The sequence below is a fragment of the Niameybacter sp. genome, assembly GCF_036655075.1.
Classification (GTDB): Bacteria; Bacillota; Clostridia; order Lachnospirales; family Cellulosilyticaceae; genus Holtiella.
Genome location: NZ_JAVVQU010000049.1, coordinates 1 through 19,663, shown reverse-complemented (window position 1 = coordinate 19,663; position 19,663 = coordinate 1). Strand labels below are relative to the sequence as shown.

The 19,663-nt window shown below is 34.9% G+C and carries 21 protein-coding genes and 1 pseudogene; 7 read left to right on the top strand and 15 right to left on the bottom strand.

Annotated elements, in window-relative coordinates; genetic code table 11:
- Positions 1-56: 56 nt before the first annotated feature.
- Positions 57-533 (top strand): peroxiredoxin, encoded by a 477-nt coding sequence (locus RRY75_RS11905; RefSeq protein WP_332527343.1) that lies wholly within the window; start codon positions 57-59, stop codon positions 531-533.
- Between the two features lie 154 nt (positions 534-687).
- Here RRY75_RS11905 and RRY75_RS11900 read toward each other — a convergent pair whose 3' ends face one another.
- Positions 688-2,001 (bottom strand): D-alanyl-D-alanine carboxypeptidase family protein, encoded by a 1,314-nt coding sequence (locus tag RRY75_RS11900; protein WP_332528731.1) that lies wholly within the window; start codon positions 1,999-2,001, stop codon positions 688-690.
- A 197-nt stretch (positions 2,002-2,198) separates the two neighbouring features.
- Here RRY75_RS11900 and RRY75_RS11895 point away from each other — a divergent pair, with 197 nt between their 5' ends.
- From RRY75_RS11895 to RRY75_RS11885, 3 genes are all read left to right on the top strand, one after another.
- On the top strand, positions 2,199-3,308 hold the full coding sequence (locus RRY75_RS11895) for a ComEC/Rec2 family competence protein (RefSeq protein WP_332493580.1): 1,110 nt from the start codon (positions 2,199-2,201) through the stop codon (positions 3,306-3,308).
- A 223-nt stretch (positions 3,309-3,531) separates the two neighbouring features.
- Positions 3,532-4,251, top strand: coding sequence for a PrsW family glutamic-type intramembrane protease (locus tag RRY75_RS11890; RefSeq protein ID WP_332493579.1), 720 nt, complete (start codon positions 3,532-3,534; stop codon positions 4,249-4,251).
- A complete protein-coding gene (locus RRY75_RS11885) occupies positions 4,248-4,400 on the top strand; it encodes a hypothetical protein (protein ID WP_332493578.1) in 153 nt (50 codons plus the stop codon). The genes RRY75_RS11890 and RRY75_RS11885 overlap by 4 nt, the downstream gene beginning before the upstream one ends.
- 75 nt (positions 4,401-4,475) lie before the next feature.
- Here the strand turns inward: RRY75_RS11885 and RRY75_RS11880 are convergent, their stop codons facing one another.
- Entirely contained in the window at positions 4,476-5,030 is a 555-nt protein-coding gene (locus RRY75_RS11880; protein WP_332493577.1) for an AAA family ATPase, read from the bottom strand.
- A 308-nt stretch (positions 5,031-5,338) separates the two neighbouring features.
- Positions 5,339-5,650, bottom strand: coding sequence for a hypothetical protein (locus RRY75_RS11875; RefSeq protein ID WP_332527341.1), 312 nt, complete (start codon positions 5,648-5,650; stop codon positions 5,339-5,341).
- A 236-nt stretch (positions 5,651-5,886) separates the two neighbouring features.
- Here RRY75_RS11875 and RRY75_RS11870 point away from each other — a divergent pair, with 236 nt between their 5' ends.
- Complete coding sequence (locus RRY75_RS11870; RefSeq protein WP_332493574.1) at positions 5,887-7,182, top strand: hypothetical protein; 1,296 nt, start codon at positions 5,887-5,889, stop codon at positions 7,180-7,182.
- A 101-nt stretch (positions 7,183-7,283) separates the two neighbouring features.
- On the opposite strand, the gene RRY75_RS11865 is transcribed toward RRY75_RS11870, so the two are convergent.
- The 5 genes from RRY75_RS11865 to RRY75_RS11845 all read right to left on the bottom strand — a co-directional run bounded on the left by RRY75_RS11865 (position 7,284) and on the right by RRY75_RS11845 (position 10,560).
- Positions 7,284-7,838, bottom strand: coding sequence for a M23 family metallopeptidase (locus tag RRY75_RS11865; protein WP_332527340.1), 555 nt, complete (start codon positions 7,836-7,838; stop codon positions 7,284-7,286).
- 143 nt (positions 7,839-7,981) lie between these two features.
- A complete protein-coding gene (locus tag RRY75_RS11860) occupies positions 7,982-8,191 on the bottom strand; it encodes a YdeI/OmpD-associated family protein (protein ID WP_332493572.1) in 210 nt (69 codons plus the stop codon).
- Between the two features lie 235 nt (positions 8,192-8,426).
- Positions 8,427-9,002 carry a 4Fe-4S binding protein gene (locus RRY75_RS11855; RefSeq protein WP_332493570.1) on the bottom strand — a complete coding sequence of 192 codons (576 nt, stop codon included), beginning with the start codon at positions 9,000-9,002 and terminating at the stop codon, positions 8,427-8,429.
- Positions 8,992-9,210 carry a 4Fe-4S dicluster domain-containing protein gene (locus tag RRY75_RS11850; RefSeq protein ID WP_332493568.1) on the bottom strand — a complete coding sequence of 73 codons (219 nt, stop codon included), beginning with the start codon at positions 9,208-9,210 and terminating at the stop codon, positions 8,992-8,994. The genes RRY75_RS11855 and RRY75_RS11850 overlap by 11 nt, the downstream gene beginning before the upstream one ends.
- A 159-nt stretch (positions 9,211-9,369) precedes the next feature.
- Positions 9,370-10,560 (bottom strand): class I SAM-dependent rRNA methyltransferase, encoded by a 1,191-nt coding sequence (locus RRY75_RS11845; protein ID WP_332527339.1) that lies wholly within the window; start codon positions 10,558-10,560, stop codon positions 9,370-9,372.
- A gap of 274 nt (positions 10,561-10,834) precedes the next feature.
- Between RRY75_RS11845 and RRY75_RS11840 the strand changes: the two genes are divergently transcribed.
- Complete coding sequence (locus RRY75_RS11840) at positions 10,835-11,443, top strand: acetate uptake transporter (RefSeq protein WP_332493565.1); 609 nt, start codon at positions 10,835-10,837, stop codon at positions 11,441-11,443.
- Between the two features lie 129 nt (positions 11,444-11,572).
- Here the strand turns inward: RRY75_RS11840 and RRY75_RS11835 are convergent, their stop codons facing one another.
- Positions 11,573-11,836, bottom strand: a complete 264-nt coding sequence (locus tag RRY75_RS11835; protein WP_332527338.1) for a choice-of-anchor I domain-containing protein — start codon at positions 11,834-11,836, stop codon at positions 11,573-11,575.
- Between the two features lie 597 nt (positions 11,837-12,433).
- Positions 12,434-13,240 (bottom strand): DUF3298 and DUF4163 domain-containing protein, encoded by an 807-nt coding sequence (locus RRY75_RS11830; protein WP_332493563.1) that lies wholly within the window; start codon positions 13,238-13,240, stop codon positions 12,434-12,436.
- A gap of 559 nt (positions 13,241-13,799) precedes the next feature.
- On the opposite strand from RRY75_RS11830, the gene nhaA reads away from it, so the two are divergent.
- A complete protein-coding gene (nhaA, locus tag RRY75_RS11825) occupies positions 13,800-14,978 on the top strand; it encodes a Na+/H+ antiporter NhaA (RefSeq protein ID WP_332493584.1) in 1,179 nt (392 codons plus the stop codon).
- Between the two features lie 178 nt (positions 14,979-15,156).
- On the opposite strand, the gene RRY75_RS11820 is transcribed toward nhaA, so the two are convergent.
- The 5 genes and pseudogenes from RRY75_RS11820 to RRY75_RS11800 all read right to left on the bottom strand — a co-directional run.
- Complete coding sequence (locus RRY75_RS11820; RefSeq protein WP_332493562.1) at positions 15,157-17,025, bottom strand: aryl-sulfate sulfotransferase; 1,869 nt, start codon at positions 17,023-17,025, stop codon at positions 15,157-15,159.
- A gap of 112 nt (positions 17,026-17,137) precedes the next feature.
- Positions 17,138-17,416 (bottom strand): hypothetical protein, encoded by a 279-nt coding sequence (locus RRY75_RS14300; protein ID WP_332528802.1) that lies wholly within the window; start codon positions 17,414-17,416, stop codon positions 17,138-17,140.
- Positions 17,400-17,621 (bottom strand): MATE family efflux transporter, encoded by a 222-nt coding sequence (locus RRY75_RS14295; protein WP_442935441.1) that lies wholly within the window; start codon positions 17,619-17,621, stop codon positions 17,400-17,402. Before RRY75_RS14295 ends, RRY75_RS14300 begins: the two co-directional genes overlap by 17 nt.
- 151 nt (positions 17,622-17,772) lie before the next feature.
- Complete coding sequence (fliB, locus tag RRY75_RS11805; protein ID WP_332493559.1) at positions 17,773-18,942, bottom strand: flagellin lysine-N-methylase; 1,170 nt, start codon at positions 18,940-18,942, stop codon at positions 17,773-17,775.
- 143 nt (positions 18,943-19,085) lie between these two features.
- A pseudogene (locus RRY75_RS11800) lies at positions 19,086-19,663 on the bottom strand (hypothetical protein); the annotation flags it as partial.

Here is a 19,663-nt window from a genome sequence, read left to right as displayed (position 1 = left end):
AGATTTATTTATATAATAATAATTATTATATAAATAAATCTACTCGGAGGTTATCTATGGAAACAATTCAATTAATAGAAGGTATGCAAGCACCCAACTTTTCTTTAGCAGGTTCAGATGGACAAGCTCATCAGTTAAGTGACTATTTAGGGAAAAAAGTAATTCTTTACTTCTATCCAAAGGATAATACACCAGGTTGTTCTAAAGAAGCTGAAGCCTTCCGCGACCAATATGAACATTTTAGCAGTGAAAACACTGTCATTCTAGGGATTAGCCGTGACACCTTAACTGCTCATGCTAAATTCATTGATAAGTATAGCCTACCTTTTGTACTTCTATCTGACAAAGAAGAAGTTGTATGTAAACTTTATGACGTATTAAAAGAAAAAACAATGTGTGGCCGTACAGGTATTGGTATAGAAAGAAGTACCTTCATCATTGATGAAACAGGTAAACTAGTTAAAATCTACCGTAAAGTTAAAGTAGCTGGACATGTAGATGCGGTTAAGTGTACACTTTCTGAATCTCTTTAAATAAGAATATGCCTATCACAGTTTTAATATTGATTAGGCTCACTCAATAAAAAAGGTATAAAACTAAAAATTTACATTAGTTTTATACCTTTTTTGTGTATAAATGAATTAACTTACTCATTTTCATAGCGTATTTATGCCTTTAGTCATAATTCTATTTCAAGACTCTTGAAGTCATAACAATAGCTTCTTGCCAAGTTAAATACTCATAAGGTCTAAAATCCACATCTTTATTCCCCAGTAATTGTCTTTTGACCATGAACTCTATATTACTTTTCTCATAAGCACTTACTCGCTCTATATCTGGAATATACGGATTAATAATCTGAATAGGTTGTAGCCATCCTTCTTGTTCACACATCCCTCGTACTAATGCCGCTGCTTGCACACGTTTTAACTGATTTCCTTCTTTTAAATCTGTTTGGCCTGTAAGGGTAGCCACTTGTGAGAGCGTCATGCGATTTGTAGGATTTAATGCCGCATTTAACATATAGATCAACTCAGATACAGCAATAGGCTGCTGGTAGTTTTGCCCCTTATCTACCATCCAGTTACGTTCCATCCCCATAGACACCATGTCTTGTGCCCAAGGTGATGCTGTACGATTTGTAAGTTGATATGAACCTTTTGTTCCTCGGACTTTAAAGTTTTCTGCACCATACTTAAATAGTTTATTCATATCTTGATACTGATCAGGGCTATCTGTTTTCATGACCACTGCAATCAGTTCCATCTCTCCATAAACAGCCTTAGCTACTAGTGCCTGCTTTGCATCACTATGATAACCTGTTTTAGCTGCTACTACATTTTTATTATAATAGGGCGTACCCTCTCTTAGTATTTTGTTTTTATTATAAATTTCTAATGTACGGTTATTATTCTTTACATGAAAAGTATAGTCACTCGTCCCTGCTAATTTTACAACCTTCTCATTGGCAAATGCCTTTTGAGCAATCTTTCCTAAGTCATAAGCCGTTGTATAATGGTTAGAATCATGATACCCATGTGGGTTAGTAAAATGTGTATTTAAAGCACCACATGCCTTTGCCTCTTCATTCATCCAGTTAGCAAATGCCTCTATACTCCCTTTAGCTGCCTTTGCTAAATCATGAGCAATAAAGTTATCTGACCCTACCATAAGCCCATAAAGCCCTTCTTGAACAGTATAAGACTCTCCTACTTGCAACCCAATATGACTGCTATCTCTAGGCACAGTATTCACACTATCTTGAGATTTAGTAATCACTTGTTTCTCATCTAAAGATTGTTCAATAAGTAGCGCCGTTAAGATTTTAGTCGTGCTTGCAGGATACAGACGTTGATGGGCATTTTTTTCATAAAGAATCGTATTCGTCTTACTCTCGATGAGGATAGCACCTTCCGCTTTTATACTAGGGTACTTTGCCCAGGTTCCCAAGCTTATCCAAATCCATATAAAACCTACTACACCCCATAAATATTTTCTCATCATTGCTCCTCCCCTTATCTTACTTCATCTCTATTATAAGTGTTTTGCAAATAATTGGAAGGCCCCTCTTTCTAAGTAGACACGTTTATTCTCTTTATCTTTTCTTATACCTTGTGTCACTTTTCATTTTTATGTCTACATCGTAATCTTTTATGGTATGATAACTGTGACATTCAATTTACTACAAGGAGTACAGCATGAGCAGCTTAAACAAAAAACACTTATTCTTATACAAATCCAAAGTTATTCTTTTGGGAAGTCTTATCTTTTTAGCAGGTTGTACACGTGTCCCTGCAAATTCTTCACCCTCATCCACAGTCACTGGGGTAGTTGAAGTCCACTTTATTGATACAGGCAATAGTGATAGCATCTTGATTAAAGAAGGCAAAAAAGCCATGCTTATTGATGGTGGAGATACAGATGATGACCATGACCTTGTAAACTATCTTGAACAACAAGGTGTAACCGAGCTGGAATATGTAGTGGCTTCTCATCCTCATGCCGACCACATTGGTGGACTTGATAGTATCATTAAAAACTTCCCTATTCGCTATTTATTTGTAGCCAATGGTGATGCAGAAACCAAAACTTATCAAAGCTTTATCCAAGCAGCTATGGATAAAGCTCTTACACCAAGCGTACCTCTAGAAGGTAAGCAATTCAAATTAGAAAATAGTTACTTTGAAGTATTTAATACCAATGGTGGTTCCACTACTAACGAAGCTTCTCTTGTACTTCGCCTAACAAACGGCGAAGATACCTTCCTCTTTACTGGAGACGCCGAAAAAGAAACAGAATTAGAAATTTTAGACCACATGACAGATGTAGACTTACTTAAAGTCGGTCATCATGGTTCCCATAGTAGCACCACCGATGCCTTCTTAAGCAAACTTCAACCTGAATATGCTGTCATCTTAGCAAGTAATCCTAACAAGTATGGTCATCCTCATATTGAAACCATTGAAAAATTAGAAAAAGCACAAATTGAAGTTCACCGTTCAGATGAATGTGGCAATATTGTCTTTATCTCTACAGGCAATGGACTACAAACAGATTGTCCTATAGGCAGCTATAATCGTGGTGCCCAGGAAGGCAAAGATACAAGCACCTCCTCCACAAAACCAACCCCTACAGCTAAACCTACAACACCACAAGTCCAAACGCCAACTGTTTACTGGACACCTAATGGCAAAAGTTATCATACTACCAAAGACTGTTCAGCTTTAGCAAAAAGCAAAACTATTTTAAGTGGTACACAAGTTGAAAGTAGCAAAACTGATCCTTGTGACCGCTGTCACTCAAAATAAGGTTGTCACCTCATTAATATTTATTATCCCAACTAAATAAAAGAGCTATAAAACTAAAAATTAGTTTTATAGCTCTTTATTTCATAAATTAATCTACATATTGCCTCCTACTCCATAAGCAACATGTTGTCTCTCCAAAACAATATATTTTTTGTGACTTCTATATCTAAAAAAGTCATACTCCTATTTATTAGTGGATAAGATGAAGGAGGGGGTGCTTTTTGTGAGCTATATCATTTCTATTAGTTTTGTCCTCGTTACACTTTACCTATTGCTAAGAAATCGCCAATATACACTCCCTTTAGATAAAATGCTCTTTAAAATTCTTTTTTATGAAATTTTGGCTACCATCTTGGTATCTATCTTAAGTTTTTTCCTAGAAAATCCAATCAATACTTTATTTCCTCCACATAGCCTCGCTAACTTACTAGGAGAAAACTTTTTAGCTGTTGCACCTTTTGAAGAGCTAGCCAAATTTATACCCGTCTATCTTGCAACGCACAGATTTAAAAAACTTAGGCACAAAGAGGATGTAGTACTCTATCTTATATTCTCTAGTTGTATCTTCTCCACCATAGAAAATCTACTCTATACTTATATCTATGATGGGGACTATGCACTCGCCTTTTTACGTAACTTTGTGTCCACCCCTTGCCATCTTTTCTACAGCATTATTTTTGGCTTCTTCTGCATGCTTTATCTTCAGCATAGCACTTATAAGTGGGGGTATTTGTTACAAGGTCTTTTCTTTTCTAGCTTCTTCCATGCCTTTATGAACTTTTGTCTATGCTTCTATAGCTTTACAACAAGTTTCCTCGGTCTTATTTTTGCTTCTATTGCCTTATGTACCTTCTATTTTTTGGGCTTTACACTCCTTAAAAGGCATTTAGAAAAAGCTATACATACTATACAACTTCTAGAAGCAGAGGAGGCATCTCTATGAATTGTGTCCATTGTAGCAAACACATAGAACCTGACAGCCATTTTTGCCCTTATTGCAATCATCCTTGCAGTGATTTTGGAAGTCAGTGGATGATTTATATCTCTTGGTTTGTTACACTCATTTTTTTACTCGTTCTTTTGTTTGGTTAAATCTATACAGCCTAAAAACACAAAAAAAGGTACTAGACTTATCTACAGTTTAGTACCTTTTCTACATTACACGGCTTAAAAGAATGCATCTTGAAGTTGTCTTTCAACGCTTTCTTCATCTTTATTTTCAATAACAACCACTGCTTTGTTAGTTGGTTTGCTATTATCTTTAGTTTTTACATATTCATCCCAGTTTTCAAGTTTCCAAGTGTCTCTATCAGAAGCTCTTTCAATCATACGTTGGTGAATGGTTTCTAATTCGCAATATACCCAAACCATTACAAGTTCTGTATCAACTTCTGCAAGTTTTGCTTTAAGTTCAGATACATATGTTTCATTGTTAAATTCTTTTGTAAATGGTGCATTTACAATAACATTATCGTTAAACTCTAATGATTCAAATGCTACATCAAGAATAGCTACGTACTCAGGATCTCTTAAATATGTATTGAAGAATGCTGAATCTCTATTGTATGGTTCATTGGCTGCTTTGTAGGCTGCCATTGAAAGTGGAATAATCGTATCTTTGTCAAGATAAACTGGATTATTTAATTTTGATGCTAATTTTTTTGAGACAAAAGTTTTTCCACTTGCTGGTGGAGAACCTACTAGAAATAATCTTTTTTTCATTGTATTTCTCACTTTCTTCACTGAATTTCCTACACACATGTGTGGCTCTGTTTTTATACTATAATATCTACTTATGACTATTACATCAGTGTCCTTCATATTACTACATTTTACTTGATTTTTCAACATTTTACCGATATTTTTAAGTAGAAAAATATTTTTTTATCAATAAAACCTATTATATTTTTACCAACTTATAATTTTACACTTTAATACTCTAATAATATAATTAATGACTTCTTTATATTTTATTGTTTATTCATAAAAAATAGGATAAGTCTTTTAAACTTATCCTATCTATTAATTACTTATTCACAAGATTCTACTCTCACCATAAAATGTCCAGTAGCGTGCTGCGGATTAGAAATATAAAGATTTCTGAGTGCTTCATAATCTGTGATCATTCCATCCGTAATATGCTCATACTTTAAGACATTGGCACCAGATGGGCCTTTTTGTTTAACATCAAAACTAATCCCAGTATCGCCTACTTGAGAAATAATATGCCAAACTAAATGCTTATCTGGTGGCAATTGATTCACACCAAAATTTCTACTTGAACGCTGTTCTTCCCCTATTTCACCAACAGGCACACATGCAATAGTCGTAGCTACACCCATAAAAACACTCCCTTCACTCCTCAACATTTATTCAATATGTTAAATTAATATCTATATTATAAACTATTTTTGTTCAATAATAACTATATTTCAAGATAATATATTTTATATTTTATAGTAATCTACTCCTTTTTCATATCCTCTAATGCCCCCCCTTTGGATTCATTGCTCTATACAGTGCTACTTCCCTTTCCTCCTTGCATATATTTATAAAAGTATAAAAAGGAGGTATTGTAATGTCTGAATTATGCGAAGGCAAAAAGTTAGAAGAGCTTTTTATAAGAAGCGAATCTTGTTTTTATAAAACTTATTTTTGTGGATTACAAAATACTTTCCCTGTCCCAGCTCACGCTTTATCTGATTGTAGTCTTCCCTATTTCTTTAAGCTTTCCATTCCCTCTACAGAAAATACATATGATTTTGCTACTCTACACGCTTTACTCCTTAGCCTTTATTATTTATGTGCTACATTCTCACTCATTATAGATGTTACCCCTGAACAAGTTAACTTCTACATAGGTACACAGTCTTATCCTACTACTGATTGTGCAACCCTTTTAGTAGAAGCCTCCTTAGATCATAAGCTAACATCCCTTTACTCACCTTGTTTTTTACACGATGAAATATGCGCTATTACCTCACTTACCTTTATTCCAGATTTAACTCAAATTTCATCTAGCCCTTTTAGTACATTTTTAAATACTATCAAGCATCAATGCGTCACACTTTTTTTCTTAGCTACGCCTTTATGTGCAACCACTTATTATCAAGATTCCTCCGAAGTAGAATCACTTATTACAGCCCTTACCCCTTTTAGAAATTATGAGTGCACCACACATCATCATTGTACCGATTCTTCTTCCAATACCAGCACGCATAATACGAATAAAAACCAAAGTAGTAGTTGCACCGAAGGAGAAACAACAACAGCTGTCAATAACTGTTCTGCTTCATGCACTCAGGCACTTACTCTCAATACTACTAAACTTGAACTTTTAGGCATCAATCAAAATAATAACGGCACGACCTCCAAAGGTAACAGTGATACACTTAATAAAAATTGTTCCAGTACTCATGGTAACCAATTTACCGAATCTGATACGTGCACCCAAACAACTGGACTTACTTCCCTCGCCATTAATACAACAAGATATCAAAATGAAAACAGACGTGCTATTGACCTCTTAACACAAGGCACTCAAGTAAATACTTATTATCAAAATACACTAAAGCTTCCACTCTATACCTTAAATACTTTTTTTACTGCCTGTGATTTACCCACCACCTTATTTGCTGCAAGTAACTTTTCAAACCTATTTCCAGCTACATCCCTTTATAATAGCTTTATAAATAATTGGACTCATGGTTGTCCAGGATTCAAAGGGATGCGTGACCATCTATTATGCCTACAACTCCCACACTTTCATTTCTCTCCCAAAGATAAATGTACTTTCCCCCTAGGTCTTCCAGTTACAACATCTTCTTTGGCAACTTTTCTTACTGCTTTATTAGCCCCATCTACTAAACAATAGAAGGTCTATGAAACTAGCTTAAATTTCTAGTTTCATAGACCTTCTATTTGGCACGCGCGTATAACTATCAATTATATAACAATCCCTCTACGTTTTCTGCCTTATGTCTGAGCTATTAAAAAAGATTCAGCTTCAATGGGCATTGCTGGCATTAACGTTTGCATTGGCTCTTGTATAATATCTTCGGCTGTCTTAAACATAAAGATTGGATCAACAGGTATTTGATCTATTCTTAGTTCGTAGTGTAAAAGTGGCTTTGTTGCATCTCCACTGTCCCCTGAAAATCCAATGAGATCACCTTTTTCCACTCGATCTCCAACACTTACTGCATAGGCACCAAGATGCATATAACGAGATTCAACACCTTGTCCATGATTAATAAATATCATTTGACCCCCACCATTTTCTATGCCTTTTGAATCTGGGGCAGCCTTCGTAACAATTCCTGCTTCTACCGCATATAACGGCGTCCACATAGATACCTCAATATCTACCCCCTCATGGGCATATCCACCTCTATTTTCACCAAAAGGTGCTAACAATGTATGGATGCCTTCTACCGGGGATATAAAGATATGCATCATTTCTGCAAAGCTTATTAAAGGCATACAAAAAAATACGCATATTCCTAACATCCAGCCCAAGTGTTTTTTCATCTGTATCTTCTCCCCTATCTATATGCTTAATATTATATTTAAACTATATAATATTTTTATTTATTAGTAAATATTAAAACCTTATTCTTTTACTTTCTTCAGCATAAAAAATTATAAAAAAAAGCAGTTACCTAAGTAACTACTTAATAAAATTTTTCTCTTTTTTGACAAAGCTCTATAACTTCATCAATACGTTTTTTTGCTTCATCACCTGTTCTGGCTTCTTTAATATACTCTATTAAATGCTCTTGTTCACTTTTAGGTAATGTAGCAAAGTAACTCATTGCATCTGGATCTTGGGCAAGTTGCATAGAAAGTCCAAGAGGTAAACCATCATCTTCTAAGTCATACATCTTTTTGTGCCTCCTTAAATGATCGTTTATATTCTTGTTATTCACTAATATCAGCTTTTTTATGCTCTATTCCTAGAATATATAAGATATCCCAATACATAAAGCAGTCATTTTCTAATCCATATACCTAATAAGTTGATTTGACAACATTAATGTTTCATTCATTTATGAGTTGTAGTAAAATTCGTCTATATTTCTTAAATCCATTCCAAATAATTTAATGAATCTTGTTATCTCACCTGTTTTTCCCTTTACATATGAGTTGTGTCATAGTTCCCATTGGACAGTAAATACACCAAGCTCTAGGCTTATATAAAACTAGCGTAATAATACTCAAAATAAGAGAAGTTAGCATCAAACTATAAAATCCAAATGCAAACTGAGCAACCCATGGTGTGATGTGGCTCATGTCACTTAAATGCCATGGCACTTTAATGCTCCATAATAAAGTTAAAACTTCCTGTAAAGACTGGGTACCTTGAAAGACAAGGTATGTATTGAACAACATACTCATAAACATCCCCATAAAAAATACTAAAAATCCATATCTAAAATACTTATGCTTTAGCCATGTAGGCATGGGCTTATTTCTAGATATCTTTAATTTTTTATCTAACAATTCCAAAAGTTGCCCTCTGCCACAGTAATGATGACAATATGATTTGTTCCCCTTGAAGATAGAAATCATTAATGGCGTTAAAAAACAAACAAGGCCCAACCATCCAAATAAAATATTGAAAAATCCTAAGACAAAATAAATACTTGTCCCTATCCAGAGGTATTCCCACCAATGCTTCTTATTATTTTTCACTTTGTTCTACCTCCTCCATATGAATAGTTGAGGCTGGACATACTTTAGTACACTTTGTACATCCTATACATTGCTTTGGATTCACTTGGGCATAAATACCTTTTGGAATGGATATGGCTCCAACTGGGCATGTTCTCATACACACTCCACAGGCTACACAATAAGTGGTATCTACTCCTGCACACTTTCTTTTACGCTGCTCTTTCATCTGTACACCCCTAACTCAACTCATTATTTTATAGTTAATAGGATATCACCTACATATGAAAGCTTCTGTAACTGTGTCACATTTCTATATCTACCACTTCTAATATAAACCATGTGCGTACACTTTGGCCTAGACTTTCTATAACTATTGTGTATCTTTTTAGTGTCTTTTAATGAATACTACTTTAAGATAATTACCTTCTTTGAAAGTCTCTAAAGTCTTGAAGTCTTCTGGCAAAGTAAATTCTTCTAATAAGTCGTACCCTACTTCACTTTCTTTAAAGGCTTGACGAATGAATTCTTTGAACTTATTCATATCAAACAAATTACAGTTTGTCGAAGCTACAATGATCCCATCTTTTTCCGTAATGGCAATGGCCTCTTTTAATAAATTTTTATAATCCTTTGAAGCACTAAAGGTAAACTTTTTAGATCTTGCAAAACTTGGTGGGTCTAAAATAACCATATCAAATTTTAATTGCTTTTTAACTGCATACTTAAAGTATTTAAATACATCTTCTACTATAATATGGTGTTCTGTATGGTCGATTCCATTGACCTCAAATTGTTCTCTTGTTTTGCTTAAACTTCTATTGGCTAAGTCTACACTAGTTGTCTGTCCACCTCCAAGTGCAGCAAAGATAGAAAATGCACCTGTATAGGAAAAAGTATTAAGCACACGTTTGCCTTTGGCATATTTATCTCGAATCAGCTTTCTAACATGACGTTGGTCTAAAAACACACCAACCATGGCCCCATCATTTAAGTAAACAGCAAAGTTTACATTGTTTTCTTTTACAATCAGTGGAAACGCTGGTTCCACGCCCCAAACGAAGTCATTTTCTTCTATATATTGTCCACCTTCATTGAAACGTTTCTTTTGATAGATTGCTTTTGGATTACCTACCTTAATAAGCATTTCTATAATCATCTCTTTAAACGTATAAATCCCTTCATTATACCAACTCACTACATAGCAACCCTCATAATAATCAATGATTAGTCCCCCTATACCATCCCCTTCGCCATTAAACACGCGGAATGCCGTTGTTGAATCATCTTCATAAAGTGGTTTTCTAAATTCAAGCGCCTTCGCTAATTGACGTTCAAAAAAAGCTGCATCAATCACTTCATTTTCTTTATAAGAAAGGACCCAACCATAACCTTTATTTTGTTTGCCATAATACCCTTTTGCAAGGAAGTTATTTTTCTCATCATATAAATTCACTAAAACAACGTCTTCTTTCAGCTGATTGCTATTGATAATGGCTTCTTTGGCAATAAGTGGATTACCTCTTCTAATCGCCTTTGCCTCATTGTCTTTAATTTTTATCGGTGTTTCTCGTCTCATAATGTCATCCTTCTTATTGTAAATTATTATTTGTTTACACTATTTATTGCCCTTATTATACCATAAAATACATGCTATTAAAAAACCAACTACTTCATGCTTATACCACTTATTTCCCTTTATTTCTACCTCCTTGAAACTTAATAGAGTCTATTTTATAATATGTTTCATAAAATAGGTTAATATTTTAAATTGACAATAGACATAAATTTTGTTATTTTAACTACTGTTGACTTATTAACGGATATTATAAATAACTTGTTAGGAGACTAGTATGAACGAAACTAAAGTTAAAGTAATTGTTGCAGACCCTTCTGCATTAGGTCTTTTCGGCCTTGCTATTGTTACATTAGTTGCATCTTCACAAAAATTAGGACTTACATCTGGTGTATCACTTGTATTACCATGGGCTATCTTCCTTGGTGCATCTGCACAGCTTATGGCATGTATTAACGATTTCAAACACAATAACACTTTTGGTGCAACAGCATTCGGTGCTTACGCATTCTTCTGGTATGCAATGGGCTTCACATGGTTAATCCAAAATGGTGTATTTGGCGAAACATTAGCAGCTGGTGCAGATGGAAAACAATTAGGTTTCGCTTTCTTAGGCTACCTGATCTTCACAATCTTCATGACAATCGGCGCAATGGAAACACACAAAGTATTATTCACTATCTTTGTCCTTATTGATTTCTTGTTCATTGGTTTAGCATTCTCATCATTCGGTATTATGGAACATGGTATGCATCAATTAGCAGCTTACGCTGAACTTGCAATCGCACTTGTATCCTTCTACGGATGTGGGGCTGCAGTACTTAATACACACTTCGGTCGTGTATTCTTACCAGTAGGAAAACCATTTGGGATTTTCAAAAAATAATATTATAACTAAAAGTGCTACGCAAACCTACTCTAGTAAGTTTGCGTAGCACTTTTTAGTTATATATATATCTTTTGATGGTAACACTTAGCACCCTATTACTGGGCCTATTAGCCTCAGTACGTCTGCTTACTTTACTTCTAACACACTCACTGTACCACTTACTTCATTGGCTACAAGTAAAATAGTTTCACCTGTTGGACTTTGTTCTTTTGTAATAAACTCTAAGCCTTCTGGCGCACAGTCTCCTAAGAGAGAACCACTAAAGTCTCTTGTATTGATATAACTTTGATAGTTCACAGCTTTCGGATTGGTAATATCATACACCATAATGCCACCAATTCTTTCAAGACCTACAAAAGCATACATTTTATCTCCAATTTTTCCTATCACTTGATACCGCTATATATTCTGCTTCTAGATCTTCAGATGGTTTTGCAGCCTTTTTAAGAAGGACACGAGCCTTTACCAAAGTTTCTCTTTCTGTGTCAAAGGCTTCAAAGCCAATCGTTTCACTTTAGTTTTATCCGCTATTTATATGTAACTTGTGTATAACTTTATATTTAACTTCAATTTTTATATAATTATACACATTTATATACACAAATCCACAATCCACATCATTATGACCTTATTTTGTAATCTATTCCTAAGAAAAACTATAAGTTTAAAAACAATGTTTTATATTAAACCATATAGTGAAACATTGTTTTTACTTTATAATTATCACTATTTTTAAACTTTTATTTAACTCTATATTTTCCAAGCAATATATCTGTTTTTAGGCATTTTTTAGTCGCATTTTATACTTTTAAAACAATGTTTTATTTTATATTTTTATATATTCATTAACAGTAAACAAACTACAATTTTGCCTAGATTTTGGAGATATCAGCAAGATATGTCTTCAAAGATACCTCCTCTAGGGTATATCAAGATTTTATTTGAGCGCTGTAGGGTTATAAGCTACCCCACCATTGCATTCAAAAGTTATTGAGGTCTATATTCTGGTTTAAGATATTGAAATTGGTCATAGGGGATCGTAAACTCTAATATACCTACTACATGAGGTGAGATGATATATTCATTACTAATAATGACAAAACCCTCATCTGATAAGTACCATGTATTTTCTGTTAAGAGCTCCTTAATATGCTGTTGATAGTCTTCAAAAAAATAATCTTTGTACTCATATTTTTTAGTTTCTTGAAGAATGAATCCATTAATAAATTCGTCAGCTTTAGCTTCATCCGTCAACACGTCTCCTAAAGTCAATTGTTTTCCCGTTTGTGTACTAAAGGTTTGTGCAACCCGAGTGGCATTAGGATGAGCACCACCTGTATACTCATAATTATTTTCTATGATGCTCATCACTTTTTCATCTACTCTACCTTGTGAGTAGGTTCTCCCAAGTCCATAACCTTCCCAATACTTTTTCTCATCTTGAGTTCTTTGGTTATAATCTTCTCCTGCCATCTTGGTATATTCTTTTTCTTGAACTTTAAGCTCTTTCACTTTCTTTTTATAGAAAGCATTAATACGAGAACTTACTTTCTTATGAGCACCTATAGTTACTGTAGGCGTATTACCTTGAACCGTAAGCATAGGAATTCCCATTTTATCTTTAATCACTTCATCTAACTGCGTATAGGCTATAGTAATCATACTGCTTGAACACGTATCTACTGCCTGCCCTACACAAGAATCCGCCTTTTCTTGTTCCTGTGCCCCCATAGCAGGAACTGTATAGACTATACTCATTACAACAAGTAAGAGCGCTATAAATTGTTTTTTCATTAAATGACACTCCTTTTATTATTCAAATTATTCCCAGATAGTATGCCAAACTATTTTTTTTTCATACCTTATCACCAAGGTCCTAGAATGCTCTTATCCTTACTCAAATAATCTTTAAAATAAAGACACCTAGAAAAAAGTAGTAGATTATACTTTTTTCTAGGTGTCTTTATTTTATATGAACGTCAATTCACTTTATTGCATTTTATTTTATTCCTTCTATTAACTTTATCCTTATGAAATTATTCATTAAATAAAATTTCACATTAAATCTTTTTTATTTTTATATCTCTTTTTTCAATATTATCAAGCTCTTTTTATATCACCTGAGATCTATTGCTCTTATTGTATAGTTTTTAGAATTAATTTTAATTCTTTTTTCTCTTACGTCTTAATTATTTACAAAAATAAGAACTATCTTTTATTTGTTTTTTTGTTGACTTTAAGTTTTGATAGGAGTAGTATCTCTTACTGTGACATCTTACATCTTAACAACTAGAAGGGACTTACATCATGAAAAATAATACGAAACATTACACTCTAAAAAGCATCACTCAGTCTGAGGTGTTTCCCAGGCCTACTTCTTATATCAGCAACACTTCTTTCCTTACTTTTAGCAAATAGTCCTCTTGGGAATTTTTATCATCACTTACTGAGTGATGTGGACATCTTTGGAAACTTTAATCTACATATGATTGTTAATGACTTCTTAATGGCGATCTTTTTCCTAGCTGTTGGGTTAGAGATTAAACATGAGGTCTTACATGGGCATCTATGTAGTTTTAAAAAAGCTTCCTTTCCTATTATTGCAGCATTAGGTGGCGTTATTGTTCCAGCAATTATTTTTACACTATTTAATCTTGGCACACCTTTTGTACGTGGTATAGGCGTACCTATTTCTACAGATATTGCTTTTGCAGTAGGTATTTTTATGCTTCTTAAAAATAAATTTGATCCTTCACTTAAAATCTTTTTACTTTCTTTAGCTGTTGTGGATGATCTTATTTCTATTTTAGTTATAGGTGTGTTATATTCTTCTGATATTAACTTTACTTATTTAATGATTGCCTTCATTTTAGTAGGTCTTCTTGCTTTGATGAACAAACGTTATAAAGTTAATCATATAGCACCTTATTTAGCAGTCGGCTTAGTTATGTGGTTGTTTATTTACTTCAGTGGTGTACATGCTACTATCAGTGGTGTCCTCTTAGCTCTTACTATCCCAAGTGAAGCCATACAAGGACAAAGAGAATCCACAGCAGATCGATTAGAGCACGTTTTAAGCCCTATATGCAACTTATTCATCTTACCTTTATTTGCACTCGTAAATACAGCTATTGTACTTTCTGGTGCTATGGACTTCAAGTCTACCTCAACCTTAGTATTAGGCACTGTAGTAGGTCTTGCAGTAGGGAAGCCTTTAGGTATCATGCTTTTTACAACAGTTGCTACTAAATTAGGCTTAACAGAAAAACCGGAAGGTGCAACTTGGGGTTCTATCTTCTCTGTATCACTCCTTGCGGGAATCGGTTTTACAATGTCTATTTTCGTATCAGAAATTGCATTTAGTAGTACACCTACAGTCATTAATGTAGCCAAAATCTCCATTTTAGCAGCTTCTTTAATCTCTGTATCTGTAACTTATATGTATGCAACTGTAGCTAATAAATTTAATTTATCAGCTGCCTACAAACACAAAGCTTATACAAAGCCTACTTATAAAAATCTTCATCTGTAAAATTTATATAGTGAAATGTTATCGTATCATTAAAATTTATAAGTTCCTTATCAATAAAAGGTCTATGAAACTAGATTTCAAACTAGTTTCATAGACCTTTTTCGTATGTAGTCGATGTTATATCCATCTTCCATAAAAGTGGTCTTTATGTACCACAATTTCTTATGTTCTTATGATCTTATGAGCATTGAATACTCATACCTGTATCGTATTGTGTATCATCAATAAGTAATTTAACTGTTAAGTTACCTACTAAACCTTCTTTGCTTACTGGGAACTCTACTGCACGTTCGTCAGATTCTTGGAATGTACCTACGCACATTGCAAGGAATGGTCTCTTAGTTGTTGGAACGAAGTAACGGTATGTGTTTTCTTCTCCTTCTAAGATAAGCATCACAAGTTGACCTTTTTCAAAAGTTGCTTTTAAGATGATACGGTCTTCTTCTTCCCCAACTCTTACATTGTAAGTATCAGGTACTTCTTTTACTTCTTCTGCTGGAACTTCTGTCATCATTTGTTCTGTTACACCAAGTGAACCTAAGCATTCACCTTTTCCAAATGTGAGCACATCTTCTTGACAGTATAATGAAAGTTTTTCTGCACGATAGTAGTTAGCTGGTAATTGCATTTCGTACATGATTTCATCATCTTTGATTTCAAGTGTAACAGATTTGTAAACTACCTCACCGGTACCTTCTTTAATCGATACTGGTGGGCGGTTGCAAGTTTCACCATCAAGTGAACCGATTCCGCCTGAGTGAACCATGTAATGACCTTCACCATAGTATTCTACATTTGAAATGTATGTAGAGAAGAAGTCTTTTCCACGTTCTTTACCGTATTGCCACACTTGTTCAATCGTCATGTCTTCTGTATTAATATGGAATCTTACACCACGTGAGAAGTTTTGATCTGCTGGTACATAGTTTTCTTTTTTCTTAGCACGGAAGTGTCCATTATCAAACATCATAATGTCGCCGTCTGGTAACACAACACATGCATGTTGTTCATATTGCCAATCGAATGCGCCATCTCCTACTGGTGTAAAGAAATATTTGTCTACCATTTCTTGTGGCCAGCCTTCTGGGTCCCCAATAATCCAGTTTAAGTCACCTGTTTCATAATCTAAGTTGATGACAGCATCTTGATGACGACCAGATAGTGTTAAGCTATTTGTTTTTTTGTCGTACCATACAGCATTGTTATGGAACCAGTCATGAGCATCTTGACTGCCTGAACCTGCCATATCTTGTGGTAATACTTTTTTGTAATCCCAAGTTTTAAGGATCATACCTGTTTTGCGATCTACAAGAACACACATATCTTCCACTGTCCCTGTTGGAAGGTCTTGAGTTAGGATGAGTAAGTTGCCATCTTCCATTTCAAAGTGGTCATGGTGATAACCACTTGGTAAACGATACTCTTTGTAGATTTTACCAATCATCCCTATCTCATAAAGACCTGTTGTGTGGTATGGTGGTGCGACAAGACGGTTAGTTCCTACAAGTAAACGACCATTTTTTGCACGTTTAAGGTCAAAAGCAAGGTTTAATGTGATATACCAACGTACATCGCCTTTATAGTCATATGCTGCTGTCATTGCTGGAGAAGTTGGGGATACGAAGATGACATTGTTGCCTAAGTACTCTGGTGTTGTGTTGATAAGTGTTGGTGCTTTTACTTTTTCTGATGCCGCTTCTGTTTGAATAGTAAGTGTTGTCGTGCTTCCATCTTCAAGTTCTACAACCACTTGGTTGGCATAGTTTTCATAAAGTCCTAATACTTGTACAACGTGTTCTTTTGCTTTAGGGAATTCAAAACTCATGTCTCCTGCTGCTTCTTTTCCTTTTACCGTTACACGTCCGGCAACCTCCTCAGTTGTTGCAAATAATACAACTGCTGTAAGTGGTGCTATATGATATGGATTAAGTTTTATATATGGATTTTCAATAGTATGTTGACCCACTTTATATTCCGCTAAAAATGCTTGTTCACGCTCAACTTGTTCCGTAATAATATGTTTAAATTGTTTGTAGATAACAGTCATTACAAACCTCCTCTTATGTTATATGCTCTCTTTAGTATAACAAAAGAAAGTCTCAACAAAATTAGCCTAGGTTATGTTTTCACATTTTGTAGTACTTTATTTAATCTATTTCTTAAACAATGCTTTTTTCACACCATTTACCACTTAAGAATCTGGTGCTAAAGATGATGGCACGAATCGTCCAATCTGCAAACATTCCAATCCATACAGCCATTGGGCCAAATCCCCATACTCGGCATAAATAGATACAAAGTGCTACTCTACAAAGCCACATGGTTAGAGTGGATACAATCATAGAGAACTTGACATCTCCAGCTGCACGCATCCCATAGGCTGGGATAAATGAGAGCACCCAAGAGATCGGTTTGACAATACTAATGGCAACTATCATCTGCATAGCCTGTTAACTTAACGATGTAGTACCTCGCCTCTTCCTTACGTCCTGCGCCTATACATTGACCTACTACTGTCATTAGTCCAATTCCTATTCCCATGGCTGCAAAAACTTGTATGACTAGTACATTGATAGAGTCTACCAACGATACTGCTGAAATCGCCGCACTCCCTACATTGCTCACCATCATAGTGTCTGCCATCCCCATAAAGGAGTTAAGCAATTGTTCAATCACTAGGGGAATAAGCAATAGTTTGAGTGCTGTGATGCATCATACAATTTGCTTTTAAATTGCGCTATCATTACGTCCCTTCTTCTCTAAGTTATATAATTTGAAAGTTAATCTTATTTATTTAAATTCTCCCATTACCTACTACAAGTGCTAAGTATCCCCATTCCCATAGTGTACTTTCAAAACTATTTTCTAGGTATTCTTTTATATCCTCTTGGTCATACCCTGTTACCCTTGAAATAATCATCATAGCATGGCGTACTGTCTTGTATTCTAGTTCCTTTTCCCCATCTTCAAGCCAGCTTAGGAAAATAGCTTGTTTCATCGTTGCGTATTCCATTGTAATCCACTCAAAAGCAATGACCATATCTGTAAGTGTCATCTCTGGAAGTAGACTACTTCCGAAGATTTCGGCTATTACATAGTCCTTTACAAGTTTATGATAGGCTTCAAATACTTGCTCAAATGCCAATACCTTTTCTCCAATAGTAACTTCCAAGTACGCTTCTTCTAACCTTTCAGCTCTTACCGCAATAGGCTCTAGATACTCTACATATAACTTCTGCTTACGATAGTTATGCACAACATCCAGGAACAACTCATTTCTCTCCCACAAGGAATAGGCTGCGTTAAACTTCATCTTACCCATTGCCTCAACCAACGGCTTCAGATGCGCTTTATCCTCATACCTTTTGACTTTTTCTTTTGTTAACTGCTTCGCGTCTAACAAGTCAAGCAACACATAGAAAATAATCATCATGCGCTCTGGTAGGGAATAAGTATCATCCTCCATAACTACCAACATCATTTCACGTACAGCAAATAATAAGGATCTATCGCCTTTGCCCATTCCCTCTTGCAACAACTTCGCACCCTCTACCTTACTGTAAATTAAATCAATGACAGCTGGGCATGCAAAGTCTAGAGCATATTCTGTTCTATCCTCAAATATATTGATACGTCTTGGAAACTTTGTACACGTTTCAGATAGACAATCTTCCCCCAGTTCTAGAACTAATCTACACAGTTTTTGTGCGTTCAAGAACGGGCACTTCTTATTCGCATTCAATGTAATAATATGACCGTCCTCTTCCTTTTCTAGGCAATCATAAAGGGTTAATGCAGGCTGTTCACTTTGTGCGTCTTGAGTCGCTTGTAGTTTTAACCCTTTCCATTGATTGCGTGTCTCGTCGTCTACCGCAATCCTCCATTCTTGACAACAGCTAAAATCACACTTATCAGCTATACAACGAAATGCATCATAATAGTCTATTTTAATTTGCTTGGTCATAGTTCCTCCTTAGTCCAGTTATCCGGACTACTTTATTGGTCTTTCGTTATTATAATATAAAAGAGACAGATACTCCATATAGAGTATCTGCCTCTTTATTTGATCCATTCATTTCTTATCTCTTGTTTATTTCATCCAACACCTTACATACAAGTTGGGCAAATCTGACAATTTACTGTGTTAAGTTTTTGTTTGAGTATAGCTTCTAAAATAGAAATAGAATCTAACATATCTGCTACACTCTGATTTACACATAAAAGTTCCTGTGGTGTAATGCCTGCAGTGGCTACTAATTTTTGTATTTTAGCACCTTCAGCATTTGCTATAGCAGCTAATGCTGCTTCTTCAAGCGCAACAGATTCAATAATGTCTGTAATTTGTTGACTAAAATTATAGGTGAATACTATCGTTGTCACTACGTTACTTGTAGAAGTGCCAGTAACACCATCTGGATCTTGTGGATTAACTGTATAAGCATAGTTCACAAGTGCTGTATTATTAATTGGATTTGGATTTGGTATAGCAACAACTTGAACTTGGAAAGAAATTGGAACTGTTGCACCTGGAGCTATAGGATTTGTTAAAGTAATAGCCGTTGCTGGACTTCCTGTATAAGGTACACTAACAGTTAATGAGCCAGGTATATATGCGGTACCATTTGGAATCGGGTCAGTGATGACTACCTTATTTGCTGGAACATTACCTGTATTCGTTACTGCAA

Bases quoted from the DNA above. Each gene is read 5' to 3' on its own strand.
- fliB (WP_332493559.1), bottom strand. From the start codon at position 18,942: ATGACCAAGCAAATTAAAATAGACTATTATGATGCATTTCGTTGTATA.
- RRY75_RS11865 (WP_332527340.1), bottom strand. From the start codon at position 7,838: ATGAAAAAACACTTGGGCTGGATGTTAGGAATATGCGTATTTTTTTGT.
- RRY75_RS14300 (WP_332528802.1), bottom strand. From the start codon at position 17,416: ATGATAGTTGCCATTAGTATTGTCAAACCGATCTCTTGGGTGCTCTCA.
- RRY75_RS11905 (WP_332527343.1), top strand. From the start codon at position 57: ATGGAAACAATTCAATTAATAGAAGGTATGCAAGCACCCAACTTTTCT.
- RRY75_RS11885 (WP_332493578.1), top strand. From the start codon at position 4,248: ATGAATTGTGTCCATTGTAGCAAACACATAGAACCTGACAGCCATTTT.
- RRY75_RS11900 (WP_332528731.1), bottom strand. From the start codon at position 2,001: ATGAGAAAATATTTATGGGGTGTAGTAGGTTTTATATGGATTTGGATA.
- RRY75_RS11870 (WP_332493574.1), top strand. From the start codon at position 5,887: ATGTCTGAATTATGCGAAGGCAAAAAGTTAGAAGAGCTTTTTATAAGA.
- RRY75_RS11850 (WP_332493568.1), bottom strand. From the start codon at position 9,210: ATGAAAGAGCAGCGTAAAAGAAAGTGTGCAGGAGTAGATACCACTTAT.
- RRY75_RS11830 (WP_332493563.1), bottom strand. From the start codon at position 13,240: ATGAAAAAACAATTTATAGCGCTCTTACTTGTTGTAATGAGTATAGTC.
- RRY75_RS11840 (WP_332493565.1), top strand. From the start codon at position 10,835: ATGAACGAAACTAAAGTTAAAGTAATTGTTGCAGACCCTTCTGCATTA.
- RRY75_RS11895 (WP_332493580.1), top strand. From the start codon at position 2,199: ATGAGCAGCTTAAACAAAAAACACTTATTCTTATACAAATCCAAAGTT.
- RRY75_RS11860 (WP_332493572.1), bottom strand. From the start codon at position 8,191: ATGTATGACTTAGAAGATGATGGTTTACCTCTTGGACTTTCTATGCAA.
- RRY75_RS11845 (WP_332527339.1), bottom strand. From the start codon at position 10,560: ATGAGACGAGAAACACCGATAAAAATTAAAGACAATGAGGCAAAGGCG.
- RRY75_RS14295 (WP_442935441.1), bottom strand. From the start codon at position 17,621: ATGGCAGACACTATGATGGTGAGCAATGTAGGGAGTGCGGCGATTTCA.
- RRY75_RS11820 (WP_332493562.1), bottom strand. From the start codon at position 17,025: ATGACTGTTATCTACAAACAATTTAAACATATTATTACGGAACAAGTT.
- RRY75_RS11875 (WP_332527341.1), bottom strand. From the start codon at position 5,650: ATGGGTGTAGCTACGACTATTGCATGTGTGCCTGTTGGTGAAATAGGG.
- RRY75_RS11880 (WP_332493577.1), bottom strand. From the start codon at position 5,030: ATGAAAAAAAGATTATTTCTAGTAGGTTCTCCACCAGCAAGTGGAAAA.